This window comes from Serratia liquefaciens ATCC 27592 (assembly GCF_000422085.1).
Taxonomy (GTDB): domain Bacteria; phylum Pseudomonadota; class Gammaproteobacteria; order Enterobacterales; family Enterobacteriaceae; genus Serratia; species Serratia liquefaciens.
The window spans coordinates 564,422-582,155 of sequence record NC_021741.1 but is presented as its reverse complement, the minus strand read 5'-3'; the positions used below and the strand labels follow the sequence as shown (position 1 = coordinate 582,155).

The window sequence follows — 17,734 nt, the reverse complement described above, 5'->3', positions numbered from 1 at the left end:
CGAAGGGCTTCAGGTAAAAAAGGTTTACCCTCGCTGACAAATAAAATAAAGCTGGCGCCAAAGACAGCGTATTAATCATTAACCCGAGGTTAACACTGGAAACGAGCGACTCATTTATTATTAATAAGCGCCGCCGACAATAAAATGAAGTCATCTGAAATAATTAGTCATGCAGGATATATTTCCTGGCCGACGACAACGCCGTTGCGCAAATGCCCCAAACCTCAGGCCGGGCGGGCTAACTTTGCAGAAAACGCCTGGCAAACCCTGACGGACGTTTTTATACTATTAAAAAAAGGTAAGATAATTCTGAGAAAACGGCACATAAAGCGCGCAACCGGGATATCTTATAATACAATCCGCGCCAATAATGGGTAGATAGTGTTCATCAGGCAGTGCGATTGACAGTTTTCAGTAAGGCAATTATCCCTTCGAGCGGGTCAGGCTTCTCATTGTTATGTTGCCGCATCGGTACTGCGGATCTGGGCAGGAATGGCAGATGAAGATGGCAAATAATGCCGCGTGGTTAGCGACCTGCGCAAAAAATTCTCTTGCGAGTTTCATTTGCGCACGTCTGGACTACGGCCGCCTGTTGTCGCTGGTGCTGCTCACCCTGCTGGCCTTTCCCGGTTCAGCCCGCCCCGAAACCGGTGATCCTTATCAAAATCGCATCCATGCCGTCACCACCGTGGTGGTAGGCATTATCAGCTATGCCCGCTGGCCCAGCGAACCCAATCCGATCCGACTGTGTGTGACGGCACCCACCCAGTATGCCGAAGGCCTGTTCGATCCGATCCTGCTTAGTGCTCCGCGGCCCATTAAGGCCGAACGCGTATCCTTTGACAGTCCGCTGCTGAGCACCGGCTGCGATGTTATTTATTTGGGCAATGTTAACGCCGGTCAGAAGCAGAATTTTATACAGCGTATCAGCGGCCACTCCATTCTCAGCATCAGCGAAAACGATGTTGAATGCTCGGCCGGCAGCGCATTCTGCCTGCAAATCGAAGGGGATACCGCGAGTTTTAAAGCCAATCTCGATGCGCTGGCACGTAGCGGCGTGCGCGTTCACCCCAACGTGTTGCAGTTGGCACGCAAACAGGCGCCCCCGCTATGAAGTGGTTGCGCAAGAACCGTTCGGGTCAGTCACGCCCTACGCTGGGCCGGGTACTGCAAAGAGTACACCTTGGGCTGGCGCTGATTGCCGTGGGTACTGCGGGGATCTTCCTGACCCTGGTGGCGCTGTTTGCACTGCGCGCCTATGCCAACCATAACCTGCATCTGATCGCGCGCTCCATCAGCTATACCGTTGAAGCCGCCGTGGTGTTCGAAGACCGTGCCGCCGCCCGCGAAGCCCTGGTGCTGATCGCCTCTAAAGAGGAAGTGTCGGAAGCCAGAATTCTGAACAACAACGGCAAAGTGCTTGCGACCTGGCACCATCCCAAGGATGGCCCACTGCACGGCATGGAGCAAGTCGTGGCGCACTGGGCGTTGCCACAACCGGTGATCCTGCCGATCACTCACGAAGGCAAAGAGGTCGGCAAAGTGTGGCTAAGCGGCCACGGCGGCAGCCTGCTGCGTTTTTTGCTACGCGGTATGGTAGGCATGATCGCCTGTCTGGTGCTCAGTACCCTGTGTGCGCTGGTATTGTCGCGCCGCATGTTGCAGGGGATCGTCCGCTCGCTGGACGATATCGCTAACGTGGCGCATGCGGTACGGCGCGATCGCGCCTTTGGGCTGCGGGTACCTTCGGCACCGATTGCCGAACTGCATGAGCTGAGCAGCGACTTTAATGGCCTGCTTGACGAACTGGAAGCCTGGCAGGCGCACCTGAAACAGGAGAATGACTCGCTGACCCACCGGGCGACCCACGACAGCCTGACCGGCTTGCCAAACCGCGCTTTCTTCGAAGGCCGACTGAGTCGCGCGCTGGGAGACATCGAGTCACCCGAAAAACTGGCGGTGCTGTTTATCGACGGCGATCGCTTCAAGGAAGTTAACGACAGCTACGGCCACGCCGCCGGCGACGTAGTGCTGACCACCATTGCCGGGCGTATCCGCGCGCAGTTACGCGAGAGCGACCTGGTTGCACGTTTAGGAGGTGATGAGTTCGCCGTACTGTTGGCACCGGTCCACACTACGGAAGATGTACTGCAGATTGCCGATAATATTATCGACTGCATGACCCAACCGGTAATTTTACCGAACGGCGAAGAGGTCATTTCCTCTTTGAGTATCGGTATTGCACTTTACCCTGAACATGCGGTGACGCCTCAGGGGCTCTTGCACGAAGCTGACGATGCGATGTACCAGGCCAAGCATCGTTATAACGGAGGCTGGCGGCTGGCAATACAGAAATAAAGCCCCGGCTATAAAATTAAACTAGGGATTTGATTATGATACAGCAAACACTAAAAAACCGTTTTTCACTGCTGACGATGATGTTTATCGCCCTGCTGGCGCTCGCCGGCTGTCAGAGCAAGCCGCAGGGCCTGACGCCCGAGCAGATTGCACTGTTGCAGTCGCAAGGGTTCAAACTGACGGATAACGGCTGGGAATTTGGCCTGTCCGACAAGGTGCTGTTCGGCAACAACGTGGGCAAGCTGAACCCGGAAAGCACCGACACGGTACAGAAAATGGGCCGTGCACTGATGAGCGTCGGCATCACCAAATTCCGTCTGGACGGTCACACGGATAATTACGGTGAAGACAGCTATAACGACCAGCTCTCGCTGCGCCGCGCCAATGCGGTGGCCGACCTGCTGGCCAGCGTAGGCATCCCACGCGCTAACATCGAAACTCGCGGCATGGGTAAACGCGACCCGGTCGCCGATAACCGCACCTCCAGCGGCCGGGCGGAAAACCGCCGCGTCGCGATCGTCGTCACTCCTTAAGCGACCAATATGCGCCTTCACGGGCGCATAACCGGTTATACTTAGCGATCGCTGAGTGATGTCTGGGATCCGCTTTCGAAACGGGCTACACTCCGCAGCCAGACATCCTATAAAAACTGATATAGAGAGGCTAGAGCACCGTGGCTCAATACGTCTATACCATGCACCGCGTCGGCAAAGTGGTTCCGCCGAAGCGTCATATTCTGAAAAACATCTCACTGAGCTTCTTCCCTGGCGCCAAAATCGGCGTGCTGGGTCTGAACGGCTCGGGTAAATCCACTCTGTTGCGCATCATGGCCGGCATCGACACCGATATCGAAGGTGAAGCTCGCCCGCAGCAAGGGATCAAAATCGGCTACCTGCCTCAGGAGCCGCAGCTGAATCTGGAGCACACCGTCCGCGAGTCGGTCGAAGAAGCGCTGGCGGAAGTGGTCGGTGCCCTGAAACGTCTTGATGAAGTGTACGCGCTGTACGCTGAAGAAGGCGCGGACTTCGACAAGCTGGCCGCTGAACAGGGCCGTCTGGAAGAAATCATTCAGGCCCATGATGGCCACAACCTGAATACCCAGCTTGAGCGCGCCGCCGATGCGTTGCGCCTGCCGGAATGGGACGCAAAAATCGCCAACCTGTCCGGTGGTGAACGTCGCCGTGTCGCGCTGTGCCGCCTGCTGCTGGAAAAACCGGACATGCTGCTGCTGGACGAACCGACCAACCACCTGGATGCGGAATCCGTGGCCTGGCTGGAACGCTTCCTGCACGACTTCGAAGGGACCGTTGTGGCGATCACCCACGACCGTTACTTCCTCGACAACGTGGCCGGCTGGATCCTCGAGCTGGACCGCGGCGAAGGCATCCCGTGGGAAGGCAACTACTCTTCCTGGCTGGAGCAGAAAGACGCACGTCTGGCGCAGGAAGCCTCTTCCGAAGCCGCACGCCGCAAATCCATCGAGAAAGAACTGGAGTGGGTTCGTCAGGGCGCTAAAGGCCGTCAGTCCAAAGGCAAGGCGCGTTTGGCCCGCTTTGAAGAGCTGAACAGCACCGAATACCAAAAGCGTAACGAAACCAACGAACTCTTTATTCCACCTGGCGCACGCCTGGGCGATAAAGTGGTTGAAGTCAGCAACCTGCGTAAGTCCTACGGCGACCGCGTGCTGATTGACGATCTCTCCTTCGCCGTGCCGAAAGGCGCGATTGTCGGCATTATCGGCCCGAACGGCGCCGGTAAATCCACGCTGTTCCGCATGATGTCCGGTCAGGAACAGCCTGATTCCGGCAGCATCGTGCTGGGCGACACCGTCAAGCTGGCCTCGGTCGATCAGTTCCGTGACAGCATGGACAATTCAAAAACCGTTTGGGAAGAAGTCTCCGGCGGCCAGGACATCATGCGTATCGGCAACACCGAAATGCCAAGCCGTGCTTACGTCGGTCGCTTTAACTTCAAAGGCGTCGATCAGGGCAAGCGCGTGGGCGAACTGTCCGGCGGTGAGCGCGGTCGTCTGCACCTGGCCAAGCTGCTGCAGGTTGGCGGCAACGTACTGCTGCTCGACGAACCGACCAACGACCTGGATATTGAAACCCTGCGCGCGCTGGAAAACGCCCTGTTGGAGTTCCCGGGCTGCGCGATGGTTATCTCGCACGACCGTTGGTTCCTCGACCGTATTGCTACCCACATTCTGGATTACCAGGATGAAGGTAACGTCGAGTTCTTCGAAGGTAACTTCACCGAATACGAAGAGTACAAGAAACGTACGCTGGGCGCCGAAGCGCTTGAGCCGCATCGTATCAAGTACAAGAGAATCGCCAAGTAATCCGAAAGGCGCCGCATGCGGCGCCTTTTTTTATTCCCGCGCCAGCTCGCGGGCATAATCGTCAAATACCGGGTGTTGCAACACCACGTCAATAAAACAGGCCAGCGCCGGGGAATTGAGCTTGCGACTGGGATAAACCAGATAGAGTTCATTGCCTTCCGCCTGCCATTCCGGCAACACCTCCACCAGCTGTTTTTGCGCCACTACCTCGCGGCTGAGAAATGCCGGCAACAAAGTAATACCCGCGCCGTAAATCGCACATTCGCGCGCGTACAGCAGATTATCGGTGATATGCAGCGTCGGCAGTTGCCAGCGAAAATACTCATCGCCCCGGCGCAGATTCCATGCGGGCCAGGAACGATGCGCGATGCAGCGGTGCTGCTGCAACTGTTGCGGATGCAGGATCGGCGGGTACTGCGCCAGATATGCCGACGATGCCAGCAAATAGCGCGGCGCATGCCCCAAACGCCGGCCAATCAGCGAGGAGTCCTGCGGTTTGCCGGTGCGTAATGCGGCGTCAAATCCGTCCTGCACCATATCCACCATCGCATCGGATACCGACACCTCCAGTGACACGTCCGGGTATTGGCGCTGAAAATCCGCCGCCAGCCGCGCCAGCAACGTCGCCCCCAGCCCGGCAGGGGTTGAGATGCGCAACCGACCACTCGGGTTGTCACGCAGCCGTTGCAGCGCAAAATCGGCGCGTTCGGCAGCATTCAGCATCTCCTGGCAGTGTTCCAGATAGCGTTCGCCGGCAAAGGTCAGGTTGAGCTGGCGGGTGGTACGGTTCAGCAAGCGCAGGCCCAACGTCTGTTCCAACTGGCTGATGCGCTGGCTGACGCTGGACTTCGGCAAAGCGGCGCGTTTGGCGGCGGCGGTAAAACTGCCGCACTCGGCCACCAGTGCAAACAGCGCCATATCCTGCAGCTGCTTAAACCTCATTGTTCACCTCATACGAACACTTAGTTAGTTATTGTCCATCTTATCACTCCCTCTCAAGAGGTCTACACTGAGGTTATTCATTCGAAAGGAGCACAGTCATGCCGATTAAAGCCATTGCCGTAGACCCGAAAAACCCCGCCGCCTTCATAGAGATCATCCCGGAAAAACCCACGCCGGGTCAGTACGATCTGTTGGTGGAAGTGAAAGCGGTGTCGGTCAACCCGGTGGATACCAAGGTCCATGCCGGCCTGCAAAAAAGCGGCCTGCAGCAGCCACGCATTCTCGGTTGGGACGCCAGCGGCGTCGTGGTTGAAGTGGGCAGCAGCGTCAGCGGCTTCAAACCCGGCGATGAGGTTTGGTACGCCGGTGATATCACTCGCCCGGGCAGCAACAGCACCCTACAATTGATCGATTCACGTATTACTGCCCACAAGCCTCGCAGCCTGAACTGGGCCGAGTCTGCCGCCATGCCGCTGACTGCCCTGACTGCCTGGGAAGCACTGTTCGAACATCTGAAAATTCAGGATGCGGCTCCGGGGAAAACTCTGTTGATCATTGGCGGCGCCGGTGGTGTTGGTTCGCTGGCGATCCCGTTTGCGGCACAGCGCAGCCAGGTGAAGGTGATTGCGACCGCCTCTCGTCCCGAGTCGGCGGCCTGGTGTCTGGAACGGGGTGCCGATCTGGTGGTGGACTACCGCGATCTGAAAGTTAACCTAGCGCAACAGGGCATTGAGAACGTGGATTATATTCTGTGCCTGAACGATACCGACGGCCACTGGCAAGCCATCTCCGATCTGATCGCGCCGATGGGCCATATCTGCACCATCGTGGAAAACGCCCAGCCGTTGGACCAGAGCGCACTGAAGCTGAAAAGCGCCGCGCTGCACTGGGAATTGATGTTTACCCGCAGTATGTTCAACACGCCGGATATCGCTCAGCAGGGCGAGATCCTCAAGCAAGTGGCGCAACTGCTGGATGAAGGGAAGCTGAGCACCACCCTGAGCGAAACGATGCACGGGCTAACGGTGCCGACGCTGACCGCCGCGCATCAAAAACTGCTCGACGGACATATGCAGGGAAAACTGGTGATTGTTTACTGATGACCGACGGGGCGCAGCCTGCGCCCCGCAGGCTTAGACTGCAACGCCAACCAGGCGGCTGGCATCGGCCGCCAACAGCTGTTTGACCAGTTCTACACAGCGCAGGAAACGCTCGTCGTAATCGCTGGACTCTACGTGTACGTATTCAATGTTGTTGGCCCGCAGCATCTCTTCCAGCAAATACTGAAATGCCTTGCGATCGTTCGGATTGCCCAGGCTGCGCAACCCATCCGCCACCCATGGGGTGTTGTTCTCCAACAGGATCACCAGATCAAAGCGGTACTCGTCGATCAACGCCTGTACAAAGGGGTGCTCGCGTCCTTCGTACTTTTTGCAGAACGCCTGAGTGGTCACGAAGTCGGTATCGATAAACGCCACTTTATTGGCATATTTCACCGCAAAATCAACGTACTGCGCCTGGCCCAGGGCGATTTTGTCATAGTCGGAATACTGTAGCGCCATCTCATCCCCGCCGAGGTGCGAGAACACGTAGTCGCGGCCATATTCCCAGGCGCTGGTGGTGTTGAAGATGTTCGCCAGCTTATTGACCAGGGTCGATTTCCCGCTCGACTCGCCGCCGAGGATAGCTACGGTGCGTACAAAAAACGGCTTCACTTCGGTCGGGATATAGTCCCAATAGCGGAACGGATCCTGGCGGATTTGGCGGCCGCTGATGTTCATAAATGAACGTTCGGGATCGATCAGAATGGTTTCAATGCCCAGATGTTCGCGATAGCGCGGAGCATCCTGTGCTTCACTGGAATAGATAAAGCTCGGCACTATGGCCTTTTGCTCCAGAAAAGCTTTCACCCCGTCACTCCACACGTTCCAGCCGTGCGGATAGGGCTCGATACCCTGTTCGTCAAACGAGTGAATATGAATGTTTTTCTGATACTTGAAGGTTTGCAGCAGCCAGCGCAGACGATCGCTGACCGTCGGCTGTTGCGACATCGAGCTGTTGTCGAACAGCTCCCGATCGCGCGGTTCATCGTGACACAGGATCACGTGCAACTCATCCACCTGGCTACAGGCTCGCTGGATCAGGTAAATATGACCGGTGTGCAGAGGGTAAAATTTACCAAACACCACGCCGACCTTTTTCTCACGGCGTGGGAACTCAAGCCCGAGGTAACGGTGCAGCGCCTCCAGCTTCTGGGCGCTAGGGCTTTTGATTTTGTCGTTTAACAGCTGGCTAAGATAGCCTTTGGTCATGCCACTGGCATCCGCCACCTGCTGCAGAGTGCAGTTCTTTTGCTTAATCGACGCCTTCAGGTAATCGAATTGCCGCATAGCCCCTCCGTTTAGTATGCTAAACAAAATAGCATAATCTGCGTACCGCGTGGCAATTAATAAAACTGTTCCAACACGTCCAGCGCATCCGCCAGTTTCTTCACGCCAAACACCTGCATATTGGCCGGCGGTTTTTTCGGCACGTTAGCGTGCGGCACGATGGCACGCTTGAAGCCGTGTTTCGCCGCTTCGGAAATCCGTTCCTGACCGCTCGGTACCGGACGGATCTCCCCCGCCAGCCCCACTTCGCCAAACACCACCAAATCGTTCGGCAATGGGCGGTCACGCAGGCTGGACACCAACGACATCAGCAACGCCAAATCGGCGCTGGTTTCACTGACCTTCACCCCACCGACCACGTTAACGAACACGTCCTGATCGGACATCTGCAATCCGCCATGCCGATGCAGCACCGCCAACAGGATCGCCAATCGGTTTTGCTCCAGGCCGACCGCCACTCGCCGCGGGTTAGACATCATGGAATGATCCACCAGCGCCTGAATTTCCACCAGCAACGGCCGCGTACCTTCCCAAACCACCATCACCGAACTGCCGGAGGTGACCTCATCGCCACGGCTGAGGAAGATGGCAGACGGGTTGCTGACCTCACGCAGGCCCTGCTCGGTCATGGCGAACACGCCCAGCTCATTCACCGCACCAAAGCGGTTTTTATGGCTGCGCAGGGTACGAAAACGTGAATCGGCGTCGCCGTCCAGCAGCACCGAACAGTCGATGCAGTGTTCCAATACTTTCGGCCCGGCCAGGGAACCGTCTTTGGTGACGTGACCGACCATGACAATCGCCACGCCGCGCGTCTTGGCGAAACGCGTCAGATAAGCCGCCGTTTCACGTACCTGCGCAACGCTACCCGGCGAAGATTGAATATCCGCCATGTGCATCACCTGAATGGAGTCGATCACCATCAGCTTCGGCTGTTCCTGCTCGGCGATCAGGCAGATCTGTTCGATGCTGGTTTCCGACAGCATATTCAGGCCGCCGGTTGGCAAGCCGAGACGATGGGCGCGCATCGCGACCTGCTGCAGTGACTCCTCACCGGTGACGTACAGGGTTTTCATCTGCTCGGACAGTTTGCACAGCACCTGCAGCAGCAAGGTACTTTTACCTGCGCCGGGGTTACCGCCGATCAGGATCGCACTGCCCGGAACCACCCCGCCGCCCAGCACGCGATCAAACTCCAGGAAACCGGTGGAAAAACGCGGCAGCTCTTCCAGGCTGATGTCCGACAGCTTTTGTACCTTGCTGATACCGGCATCGCCGGCGTAGCCGCTCAGACGCTCGTTGCGAGAAGAGGAAGACACGGCAGCCAGACGCACTTCTGTAATGCTGTTCCAGGCGTGGCAAGCGCTGCACTGCCCCTGCCAGCGCGGATAATCTGCGCCGCACTCATTACATACAAACGCCCGTTTTGCTGCTTTTGCCACGTATTACCTCTGCTTTATTACCACATTGCCGCTGACGGGCGTCATCGCCGGGTCAGGGGCCTACTTTAGCGTACTTCGTGTTTCAGGCTGCCGGTCAACACGCACAGCACGCCCATAAGATCGGCATGGCGAATCGACACCTGCGCCTTCTCATACACTTTCGGTTTGGCGTGATAGGCAATGCCCAACCCGGCAACCTGCATCATTTTCAAATCGTTGGCGCCGTCGCCGATGGCGACAGTTTGCTGCGGTGGAATACCCAGTTTTTCCGCCAGCGCTACCAGCGTATCGGCTTTGAACTGCGCGTCCACCACCGGTCCCAGCACCTCGCCGGTCAGCTTGCCGTCGCGGATCTCCAGCTCGTTAGCCACCACCGCCACCAGCTTCAGTCTGTCACGCAGATACTCGGCATAGTAGGTGAAGCCGCCGGAGGCAATCGCCACGTGCCAGTCCATCGCCTGCAGCTTGCGCACCAGGTTGGTCAGCCCGGACATCAGCGGCAGCTCATCACGCACCTGCTTGAGGATATTGGCATCGGCGCCTTTCAGCGTACCGACGCGCTGACGCAGGCTGGCGGTAAAGTCCAGCTCGCCGCGCATTGCGCGTTCGGTCACTTCCGACACCTGCTCACCGACGCCCGCCAGTTTGGCAATCTCGTCGATGCATTCAATTTCAATCGCGGTGGAGTCCATATCCATCACCAGCAACCCGGGGGTGCGCAGGTGGGGGATCTTGCCCAGCGGCGCCACGTCCAGCCCGCTCTCCGCCGCCAGCGTTTTGGCGCGTGCCGTCAGCGTGCCCGCCAGACGCACCACCTGATAATCCTCTACGCACCAGGCGGTGACGATCACCATCGCCGCGCCCAGCTTGCGCTGGAAATCGGTAATGCGCGTTTTGTTCAGTTCTCTGCCATATAATAGCCAACCGGTATGACCCGCCCGATAATCCAGCGGCATCACTTCGTCACCGCTCAGCGAAAGGGGAAGACCCGGCCATTGAGAGATCTCAGCCGGGAGATCGCAATAGGTCAGACTATTCGACATCCTTAACTCCTGAAAAAACACTGCATGATAAAACGACGCATCAAGCTATCCTATCGCCATTGCTTCTGGCAACATAAAGTGTCCAAGATGCCCAAGGAACCTGCATGGCCCGCGCTAAACTGAAATTCCGCCTGCACCGCACCGCTATTATCCTGATTTGCCTGGCTTTGCTGGTGCTGTTGATGCAGGGCGCTTCCTATTTTAGCCTGAGTCACCAATTGGCGCGATCCGAACAGGTGGAAGAACTGGCGCAAACGCTGACCAAACAGGTGGCATCCAGCCTGGCCCCCCTGATGGATGACGACAGCGACGTCGACAACCAACGCATCGACGCCATCCTCAAACAGCTCACCGACCACAGCCGCATTTTGGACGCCAGCGTCTATCAGTTGGACGGCACCCTGGTTTCCCACGCCGGTGAGCAGATAAGTATACGCGATCGCCTGTCGCTTGACGGTAAACGCGCCGGCAGCTACTTCAATCATCAGCTGGTTGAACCCATTGAGAACAAAGACGGGCCGATCGGCTTTATCCGCATCACGCTGGACACCCACGTGCTGGCGACCGAATCCAAACAGGTGGATAACACCACCAACCTGCTGCGCCTGATGATTTTGCTGGCGCTGGCCATCGGCATCATCCTGGCCCGTACGCTGTTGCAGCACCGCCGCAGCCGCTGGCAGCAGTCCCCGTACCTGTTAACCGCCAATACGCCGTTGGAGGAAGGCAATACGGTGGAAGATGACGATGACGAAAAGCCGGAAGATAAGAAAGAAGAGAAGATGCCCTAGGCTTGCTTTAAGCCATGCGCTGGATGTGTTCATTCAACCCTTGAACCTGCATCAACATCTGGTCGGCAAGACTACGGAACGCCTCGCTGATCAACTCATGCTGTGCCCTGCTCATCCACCTGATAGAGTGGAAAATACGTCTCCTCCGCCACGGCCCTGCGCAAGGCATAGCGAGTGGCTCGGCCTTTACCCATAGCCAGTACCGCTTCCGCCAGTACACGGATACGGCGCGACAGCGTCGGTTGGCTAATACCCAGCGCATCAGTGAGTGCTTTCGACGCGGCGGGCCCCTTACGCAGAACTTGCTCGAGGCTGATCATAGATGAATAGAGGAGTGAATAGATTGATGAATAGAGTAATAGCGCTAATTACCTATAAGGTAAAGCATTTCAAGAAAATGAGGGGAGCACGATGAATAGATTGACAGGGGCGCAGCAGAACGCTGCGCCCGCAGTATGATTAGGCTTTGTCGCCCAGCAGCACAGATTCCAGCGCGATAATGATCATTTCATTAAAGGTGGTTTGACGCTCTGCAGCGGTGGTCGCTTCATGACGCAGAATGTGGTCGGAGACGGTACAAATGGTCAGTGCCTTGGAACCGAACTCTTCGAACAGCTCAGCCGCCACGCCGTAGATACCGGCCGCTTCCATTTCCACGCCCAGGATGCCGTACTTCTTCATCACCTGGAACATATCCGGATCCGGCGTATAGAACAGATCAGCGGAGAAGATGTTGCCCACACGCGCCGGGATACCCTGCGCTGCTGCCGCGTCTACGGCATTACGCACCATATCGAAGTCGGCGATTGCCGCGTAGTCGTGATCCTTGAAACGCAGACGGTTTACTTTGGAATCGGTGCAAGCACCCATACCAATCACCACGTCACGCAGTTTGATATCGTCACGCACCGCGCCGCAAGAACCCACACGGATGATTTTCTTCACGCCGAATTCGGCAATCAGTTCACGCGCATAGATGGAGCAGGATGGGATACCCATACCGTGGCCCATTACGGAGATTCTGCGGCCCTTGTAGGTACCGGTGAAGCCCAGCATGCCACGCACGTTGTTCACTTCCACCGCGCCTTCCAGGAAAGTTTCCGCGATGTATTTTGCACGCAGCGGATCGCCCGGCATCAGTACTACGTCAGCGAAATCACCCATTTCAGCATTAATGTGCGGCGTAGCCATAATTATCTTCCTTCAGAAATCATATTTAATAAAAACATCAAACATCTAAGCCTTGAATTTCGAGTTGCAGCCAGGCGCGTAGCAACAACGCTGCGGCTTGAAATACGGGGCTTAGAGCATGGATTTACCGTAATCCATCGGTGACACGCCAAAGTAGCTGGCTACGGTCTGGCCGATGTCGGCGAAGGTTTCACGGTGGCCCAACGAACCCGGTTTCACTTTCGGACCGTAAATCAGGACCGGAATGTGCTCACGGGTGTGGTCGGTGCCCGGCCAGGTCGGGTCGCAGCCGTGGTCAGCGGTGAAGATAATGATATCTTCATCTTTCACCAGTTTCAGCAGCTCCGGCAGACGGCGGTCGAACAGCTCCAGCGCAGCGGCATAGCCCGCAACGTCGCGGCGGTGGCCGTAAGAGGAGTCAAAATCAACGAAGTTGGTGAACACGATAGTGTTGTCACCGGCTTTTTCCATTTCGGTCACGGTTGCGTCGAACAGCGCGTCGATGCCGGTAGCCTTGACCTTTTTGGTGATGCCCACGTTGGCGTAGATATCGGCAATTTTACCGATCGACACCACTTCGCCGCCCTTCTCGTCCACCAGCTTTTTCAGCACGGTTGGCGCCGGTGGCTCTACGGCCAGATCGTGACGGTTACCGGTACGCTGGAAGTTGCCCGGCTTGTCGCCCAGGAATGGACGAGCGATCACGCGGCCAATGTTGTAACCGCCTTCGGTCAGCTCTTCACGGGCGATTTCACAGAGTTCATACAGACGATCCAGGCCGAAGGTCTCTTCGTGGCAGGCGATCTGGAATACCGAGTCGGCAGAGGTATAGAAAATCGGCTTGCCGGTTTTCATGTGCTCTTCGCCCAGTTGGTCGAGGATCACAGTGCCGGATGAGTGGCAGTTACCGAGGTAGCCCGGCAGGTTAGCGCGCTCGACCAGCTTGTCCAGCAGCTCCTGCGGGAAGCTGTTGTGTTCGTCGCTGAAATAGCCCCAATCGAACAGTACCGGCACGCCGGCGATTTCCCAGTGGCCTGACGGCGTATCTTTACCGGAAGAGAGTTCGCTGGCGTAAGCATAGGCGCCGATGATGTCCGCATTGCGATCCAGCCCTTGCGGGAAGGTGCCGGTGGATTCTTCCGCGGCCTTGCCCAGGCCCAGACGGCTCAGGTTAGGCAGCGTCAACGGGCCCTGACGGCCAACGTTGGCTTCACCGCGCGCGCAGACCTCGGCGATGTGACCCAGAGTGTCGGAACCCTTGTCGCCAAAACGCTCGGCATCTTCGCTCGCGCCAATACCGAATGAGTCTAATACCATAATAAATGTACGTTTCATCATGCTCTCCTGCGTGTTCTCACGCTGTGGGCGACAGCGAAAAGGCCGCTGCCGCTCCTGATTCGTTAATTATTCCGTGATGCGCTTGTAGACTACTGGCGTCACTTCCGGCGCTTTGTCGCTCAGCACCATCGCACTGCGTACCGCTTCGGCCGCCTGCTGCCAAGTCTCTTCGTCGTTGGCATGGATCACCGCCAGCGGCTGCTGGGTATCCACTTTGTCGCCCAGGCGCGCCATCTCAGTCAGGCCCACGCTGTAGTCGATGCTGTCGGTTGCACGGCGACGACCGCCGCCCAGGGACACCACCGCCATGCCCAGTGCACGGGTATCCATTGCACTGATGATACCTTTTTTCTCAGCGTAAACCGGCTTGCTGAGGGTTGCGGCAGGCAGATAGCTGTCGTAGCGCTCGACGAAATCGGTCGGGCCCTGCTGTGCGGCGACCATACGGCCAAACACTTCTGCCGCTTTACCATTGTCCAGCACTGCCTGCAGTTTGGCACGCGCATCGGCATCATCTTTCGCCAGGCCACCGGAAAGCAGCATTTCCACGCACAGCGCCATCGTCACTTCCAGCAGGCGCGGGTTGCGGTATTCGCCGGTCAGGAAGCGCACGGCTTCGCGAACTTCCACGGCGTTACCGGCGCTGGAGGCCAGCACCTGGTTCATGTCGGTCAACAGCGCGGTGGTTTTGCACCCGGCGCCGTTGGCTACGCCAACAATCGCCTGCGCCAAATCGGCCGACAGTGCGTAGGTTGGCATAAAGGCACCGGAACCGACTTTGACGTCCATCACCAACGCATCCAGGCCTTCCGCCAGCTTCTTCGCCAGAATAGAGGCGGTGATCAGCGGAATGGAATCTACGGTAGCAGTGATATCACGGGTCGCGTAGAAGCGTTTGTCCGCCGGTGCCAGCGAGCTGGTTTGGCCGATAATCGCCACGCCCACGTCCTGAATAATTTTGCGGAAGGCATTGTCGTCCGGGAAGATATTAAAGCCCGGGATCGCTTCCAGCTTGTCCAGCGTACCGCCGGTATGGCCCAAACCACGGCCGGAGATCATCGGCACATAGCCGCCGCAAGCCGCCACCATCGGGCCCAGCATCAGCGAAGTGACATCGCCCACGCCGCCGGTGGAGTGCTTGTCGACCAGTGGCCCGTTCAGTGACAGGCTTTTCCAGTCCAGCACGGTACCGGAATCACGCATTGCCATGGTCAGCGCCACGCGCTCCGGCATGGTCATATCGTGGAAATAAATGGTCATCGCCAGCGCGGCAATTTGACCTTCTGAAACGACGTTGTCACGGATGCCATTGATGAAAAAGCGAATTTCTGCTTCGTTCAACGGCTGACCGTCACGTTTCTTACGGATAATTTCTTGGGCCAGGAACAAAGCGTCCCCCTGTTTTAGCTAGAGTAGAGTGCAGGCCGGCGATTATCTCGCCTTGCCGACGTAATCGTTCAGTAACCGCTGCCGGACTGCCCGGCACTGTGGCCCAGCGTCGTCAGCAGGCTGGCTAACAGACTGGAAGCCCCGAAGCGGAAATGACGCGCATCGGCCCAACCTTCGCCCAGAATACGATCGGCAAGTTGCAGATAATGCAGCGCGTCTTCCGCTGTGCGTACGCCACCGGCCGGCTTGAAGCCCACCGTTTTGGCAACGCCAAGATCGCGGATCACCGACATCATCAGCTCCGCGCTTTCGAGCGTTGCGTTGACCGGCACTTTACCGGTAGAGGTTTTGATAAAGTCAGCGCCGGCGTTGATGGCGATTTCCGATGCTTTACGGATCAGGCTGGCCTGCTTGAGCTCACCGGTTTCAATGATCACTTTCAACAGCACGTTGGCGGCCTGGCAAGCCTGCTTGCACTGTTTGACCAGTTCAAAACCCACCTGCTCGTTACCGGCGATCAGCGCGCGGTAAGGGAACACCACGTCCACCTCATCGGCGCCATAGGCGATAGCCGCGCGCGTTTCCGCCAGCGCGATTTCAATATCGTCGTTGCCATGCGGGAAATTGGTGACGGTCGCAATGCGGATGTCCGGCGTCCCCTGCTCACGCAGAGCCTTGCGCGCCACCGGGATAAAACGCGGGTAAATACAGATGGCCGCCGTATGGCCGGCCGGGCTATTGGCCTGACGACACAGCGCGATCACTTTTTCATCGGTGTCATCGTCGTTCAGCGTGGTCAAATCCATTAAGGTCAGCGCACGTTGCGCTGCTGCGGTTAATTCGGTCATAAAACTCTCCAACTGAGTACCTGGGTGTTGGCGAGCGGACTTGGTTCCTTGAAGATAGCGCTGGGGAACGGGTTCCCACCGCGGCAACTGAGATCCTTCTCACCGCACATAACCCTTCGCATCGCGCAGGGTCAGTAATAGCTATTTGAACACGATCGCCGGGGGCAATTCGCGCTCAGGGTCACACTATATGAAATAACACTGTAACAGGCCGGAATTATATGTGAAGAACATCACAAAATAACGCGATATCGTTCACAAATTCGCTAAAGAAACGGACGCGGGCACGGCACGTTGCGCCCGTCTTAGAGTATAGGCGGTGTCCTGCAATAGGGCTCGCGGCGCTATCACAGGACAGGACCGGGATTACAGCGCCAGGAAGAACCCGGCGATGGTCGCACTCATCAGGTTGGAGAGCGTACCCGCAGCCACGGCTTTCAGGCCGAAGCGCGCGATGTCATGACGACGGTTCGGCGCCATACTGCCCAGACCGCCGAGCAAGATCGCCACCGACGACAGGTTGGCAAAGCCGCACAGCGCAAAGGAGATGATCGCCTTGGTGTGCGCCGACAGCACCTGCAGCCCTTCTGCCGCCACCACGTCGTCCGGACGCAGGTAAGCACCGAAGTTCATGTAGGCGACGAATTCGTTAACGATAATCTTCTGGCCAATAAACGAGCCGGCCGCCATCGCTTCATGCCAAGGCACGCCGATCAGGAAGGCGATCGGTGAGAATACCCAGCCAAGTATCAGTTCCAGCGACAGCTGCGGATAATCGAACCAGCCGCCGATACCGCCAAGAATGCCGTTCAGCAAAGCGATCAACGCGATAAACGCCAACAGCATCGCGCCGACGTTCAGCGCCAGCTGCATGCCGGAAGCCGCACCTGAAGCTGCCGCATCGATCACGTTGGCCGGGCGTTCATCTTCTGCGATCAATTTCATCGCGTCGTCTTTATCGTGGGTTTTTTCGGTTTCCGGCACCATCAGCTTGGCGAACAGCAAGCCACCCGGAGCAGCCATAAATGAAGCGGCGATCAGATATTCCAGCGGCACCCCCATCTGGGCATAACCTGCCAATACGGAACCGGCTACCGAGGCCAGGCCACCGCACATCACGGTAAACAGCTCAGACTGGGTCATGGTAGCGATATACGGGCGCACCACCAGCGGGGCCTCGGTTTGGCCGACGAAAATATTAGCGGTCGCCGACAGTGATTCGGTCCGTGAGGTACCCAGCAGCTTTTGCAAGCCACCGCCCAACACGCGGATCACCAATTGCATGATACCGAGGTAATACAGCACCGCAATCAGCGAGGAGAAGAACACGATCACCGGCAGTACGCGCAGCGCGAACACAAAACCGCCGCCGCCGAAGACTTCAAACATCTTGTCGGAAACCAGGCCACCGAAGATGAAGGAGATCCCCTGGTTGCCGTAGGCGATCACGTTAGCTACGCCCGCCGACATGCCGCCGAGAATCGCGCGACCAACTGGAACGTACAGCACCAGCGCGCCGATGGCGACCTGAAGAACAAATGCCCAAATAACGGTGCGCAGGTTAATCGCGCGGCGGTTGCTGGAGAGCAGCACCGCAATGGCGATCAGCACCGCCATGCCAACCAGGCTCATGATGAGTTGCATGCAAAGTATCCCTGTTG

At 57.4% G+C, this 17,734-nt stretch carries 16 protein-coding genes; 6 read left to right on the top strand and 10 right to left on the bottom strand.

What is annotated here, in order from left to right; genetic code table 11:
* The first annotated feature begins 499 nt into the window (after window positions 1-499).
* The 4 genes from M495_RS02705 (at window position 500) to ettA (ending at window position 4,699) form a co-directional block, all read left to right on the top strand.
* On the top strand, window positions 500-1,114 hold the full coding sequence (locus tag M495_RS02705) for a YfiR family protein (protein ID WP_020825130.1): 615 nt from the start codon (window positions 500-502) through the stop codon (window positions 1,112-1,114).
* A complete protein-coding gene (locus M495_RS02700) occupies window positions 1,111-2,358 on the top strand; it encodes a diguanylate cyclase domain-containing protein (RefSeq protein ID WP_020825129.1) in 1,248 nt (415 codons plus the stop codon). Before M495_RS02705 ends, M495_RS02700 begins: the two co-directional genes overlap by 4 nt.
* A 35-nt stretch (window positions 2,359-2,393) precedes the next feature.
* Window positions 2,394-2,891, top strand: a complete 498-nt coding sequence (locus M495_RS02695; RefSeq protein WP_020825128.1) for an OmpA family protein — start codon at window positions 2,394-2,396, stop codon at window positions 2,889-2,891.
* Window positions 2,892-3,031: 140 nt separating this feature from the next.
* Window positions 3,032-4,699, top strand: coding sequence for an energy-dependent translational throttle protein EttA (gene ettA / locus M495_RS02690; protein WP_041414175.1), 1,668 nt, complete (start codon window positions 3,032-3,034; stop codon window positions 4,697-4,699).
* 30 nt (window positions 4,700-4,729) lie between these two features.
* Here the strand turns inward: ettA and M495_RS02685 are convergent, their stop codons facing one another.
* Window positions 4,730-5,641: a LysR family transcriptional regulator gene (locus tag M495_RS02685; RefSeq protein WP_020825126.1), complete on the bottom strand. Its 912-nt coding sequence runs from the start codon at window positions 5,639-5,641 to the stop codon at window positions 4,730-4,732.
* A gap of 98 nt (window positions 5,642-5,739) precedes the next feature.
* Between M495_RS02685 and M495_RS02680 the strand changes: the two genes are divergently transcribed.
* Window positions 5,740-6,741 carry a zinc-binding alcohol dehydrogenase family protein gene (locus M495_RS02680; RefSeq protein WP_020825125.1) on the top strand — a complete coding sequence of 334 codons (1,002 nt, stop codon included), beginning with the start codon at window positions 5,740-5,742 and terminating at the stop codon, window positions 6,739-6,741.
* Window positions 6,742-6,774: 33 nt separating this feature from the next.
* Here the strand turns inward: M495_RS02680 and nadR are convergent, their stop codons facing one another.
* The 3 genes from nadR to serB form a co-directional block, all read right to left on the bottom strand.
* Complete coding sequence (gene nadR, locus M495_RS02675) at window positions 6,775-8,031, bottom strand: multifunctional transcriptional regulator/nicotinamide-nucleotide adenylyltransferase/ribosylnicotinamide kinase NadR (protein ID WP_020825124.1); 1,257 nt, start codon at window positions 8,029-8,031, stop codon at window positions 6,775-6,777.
* A 56-nt stretch (window positions 8,032-8,087) separates the two neighbouring features.
* On the bottom strand, window positions 8,088-9,473 hold the full coding sequence (gene radA / locus M495_RS02670) for a DNA repair protein RadA (RefSeq protein ID WP_020825123.1): 1,386 nt from the start codon (window positions 9,471-9,473) through the stop codon (window positions 8,088-8,090).
* A 65-nt stretch (window positions 9,474-9,538) separates the two neighbouring features.
* Window positions 9,539-10,516 (bottom strand): phosphoserine phosphatase, encoded by a 978-nt coding sequence (gene serB / locus M495_RS02665; RefSeq protein ID WP_020825122.1) that lies wholly within the window; start codon window positions 10,514-10,516, stop codon window positions 9,539-9,541.
* 104 nt (window positions 10,517-10,620) lie between these two features.
* On the opposite strand from serB, the gene M495_RS02660 reads away from it, so the two are divergent.
* A complete protein-coding gene (locus M495_RS02660; protein WP_020825121.1) occupies window positions 10,621-11,307 on the top strand; it encodes a YtjB family periplasmic protein in 687 nt (228 codons plus the stop codon).
* 95 nt (window positions 11,308-11,402) lie between these two features.
* Here the strand turns inward: M495_RS02660 and M495_RS02655 are convergent, their stop codons facing one another.
* The 6 genes from M495_RS02655 to M495_RS02630 form a co-directional block, all read right to left on the bottom strand.
* On the bottom strand, window positions 11,403-11,627 hold the full coding sequence (locus tag M495_RS02655; RefSeq protein WP_020825119.1) for a helix-turn-helix domain-containing protein: 225 nt from the start codon (window positions 11,625-11,627) through the stop codon (window positions 11,403-11,405).
* A gap of 139 nt (window positions 11,628-11,766) precedes the next feature.
* The gene (gene deoD, locus M495_RS02650; protein ID WP_020825118.1) at window positions 11,767-12,498 is read right to left on the bottom strand and encodes a purine-nucleoside phosphorylase; all 732 of its coding nucleotides are present in this window, start codon (window positions 12,496-12,498) and stop codon (window positions 11,767-11,769) included.
* Window positions 12,499-12,609: 111 nt separating this feature from the next.
* Entirely contained in the window at window positions 12,610-13,833 is a 1,224-nt protein-coding gene (deoB, locus tag M495_RS02645) for a phosphopentomutase (protein ID WP_020825117.1), read from the bottom strand.
* Window positions 13,834-13,902: 69 nt separating this feature from the next.
* A complete protein-coding gene (deoA, locus tag M495_RS02640; RefSeq protein WP_020825116.1) occupies window positions 13,903-15,225 on the bottom strand; it encodes a thymidine phosphorylase in 1,323 nt (440 codons plus the stop codon).
* Window positions 15,226-15,293: 68 nt separating this feature from the next.
* Window positions 15,294-16,073 carry a deoxyribose-phosphate aldolase gene (gene deoC / locus M495_RS02635; protein ID WP_020825115.1) on the bottom strand — a complete coding sequence of 260 codons (780 nt, stop codon included), beginning with the start codon at window positions 16,071-16,073 and terminating at the stop codon, window positions 15,294-15,296.
* Window positions 16,074-16,439: 366 nt separating this feature from the next.
* Window positions 16,440-17,717, bottom strand: a complete 1,278-nt coding sequence (locus M495_RS02630) for a NupC/NupG family nucleoside CNT transporter (RefSeq protein ID WP_020825114.1) — start codon at window positions 17,715-17,717, stop codon at window positions 16,440-16,442.
* Window positions 17,718-17,734 lie beyond the last annotated feature (17 nt).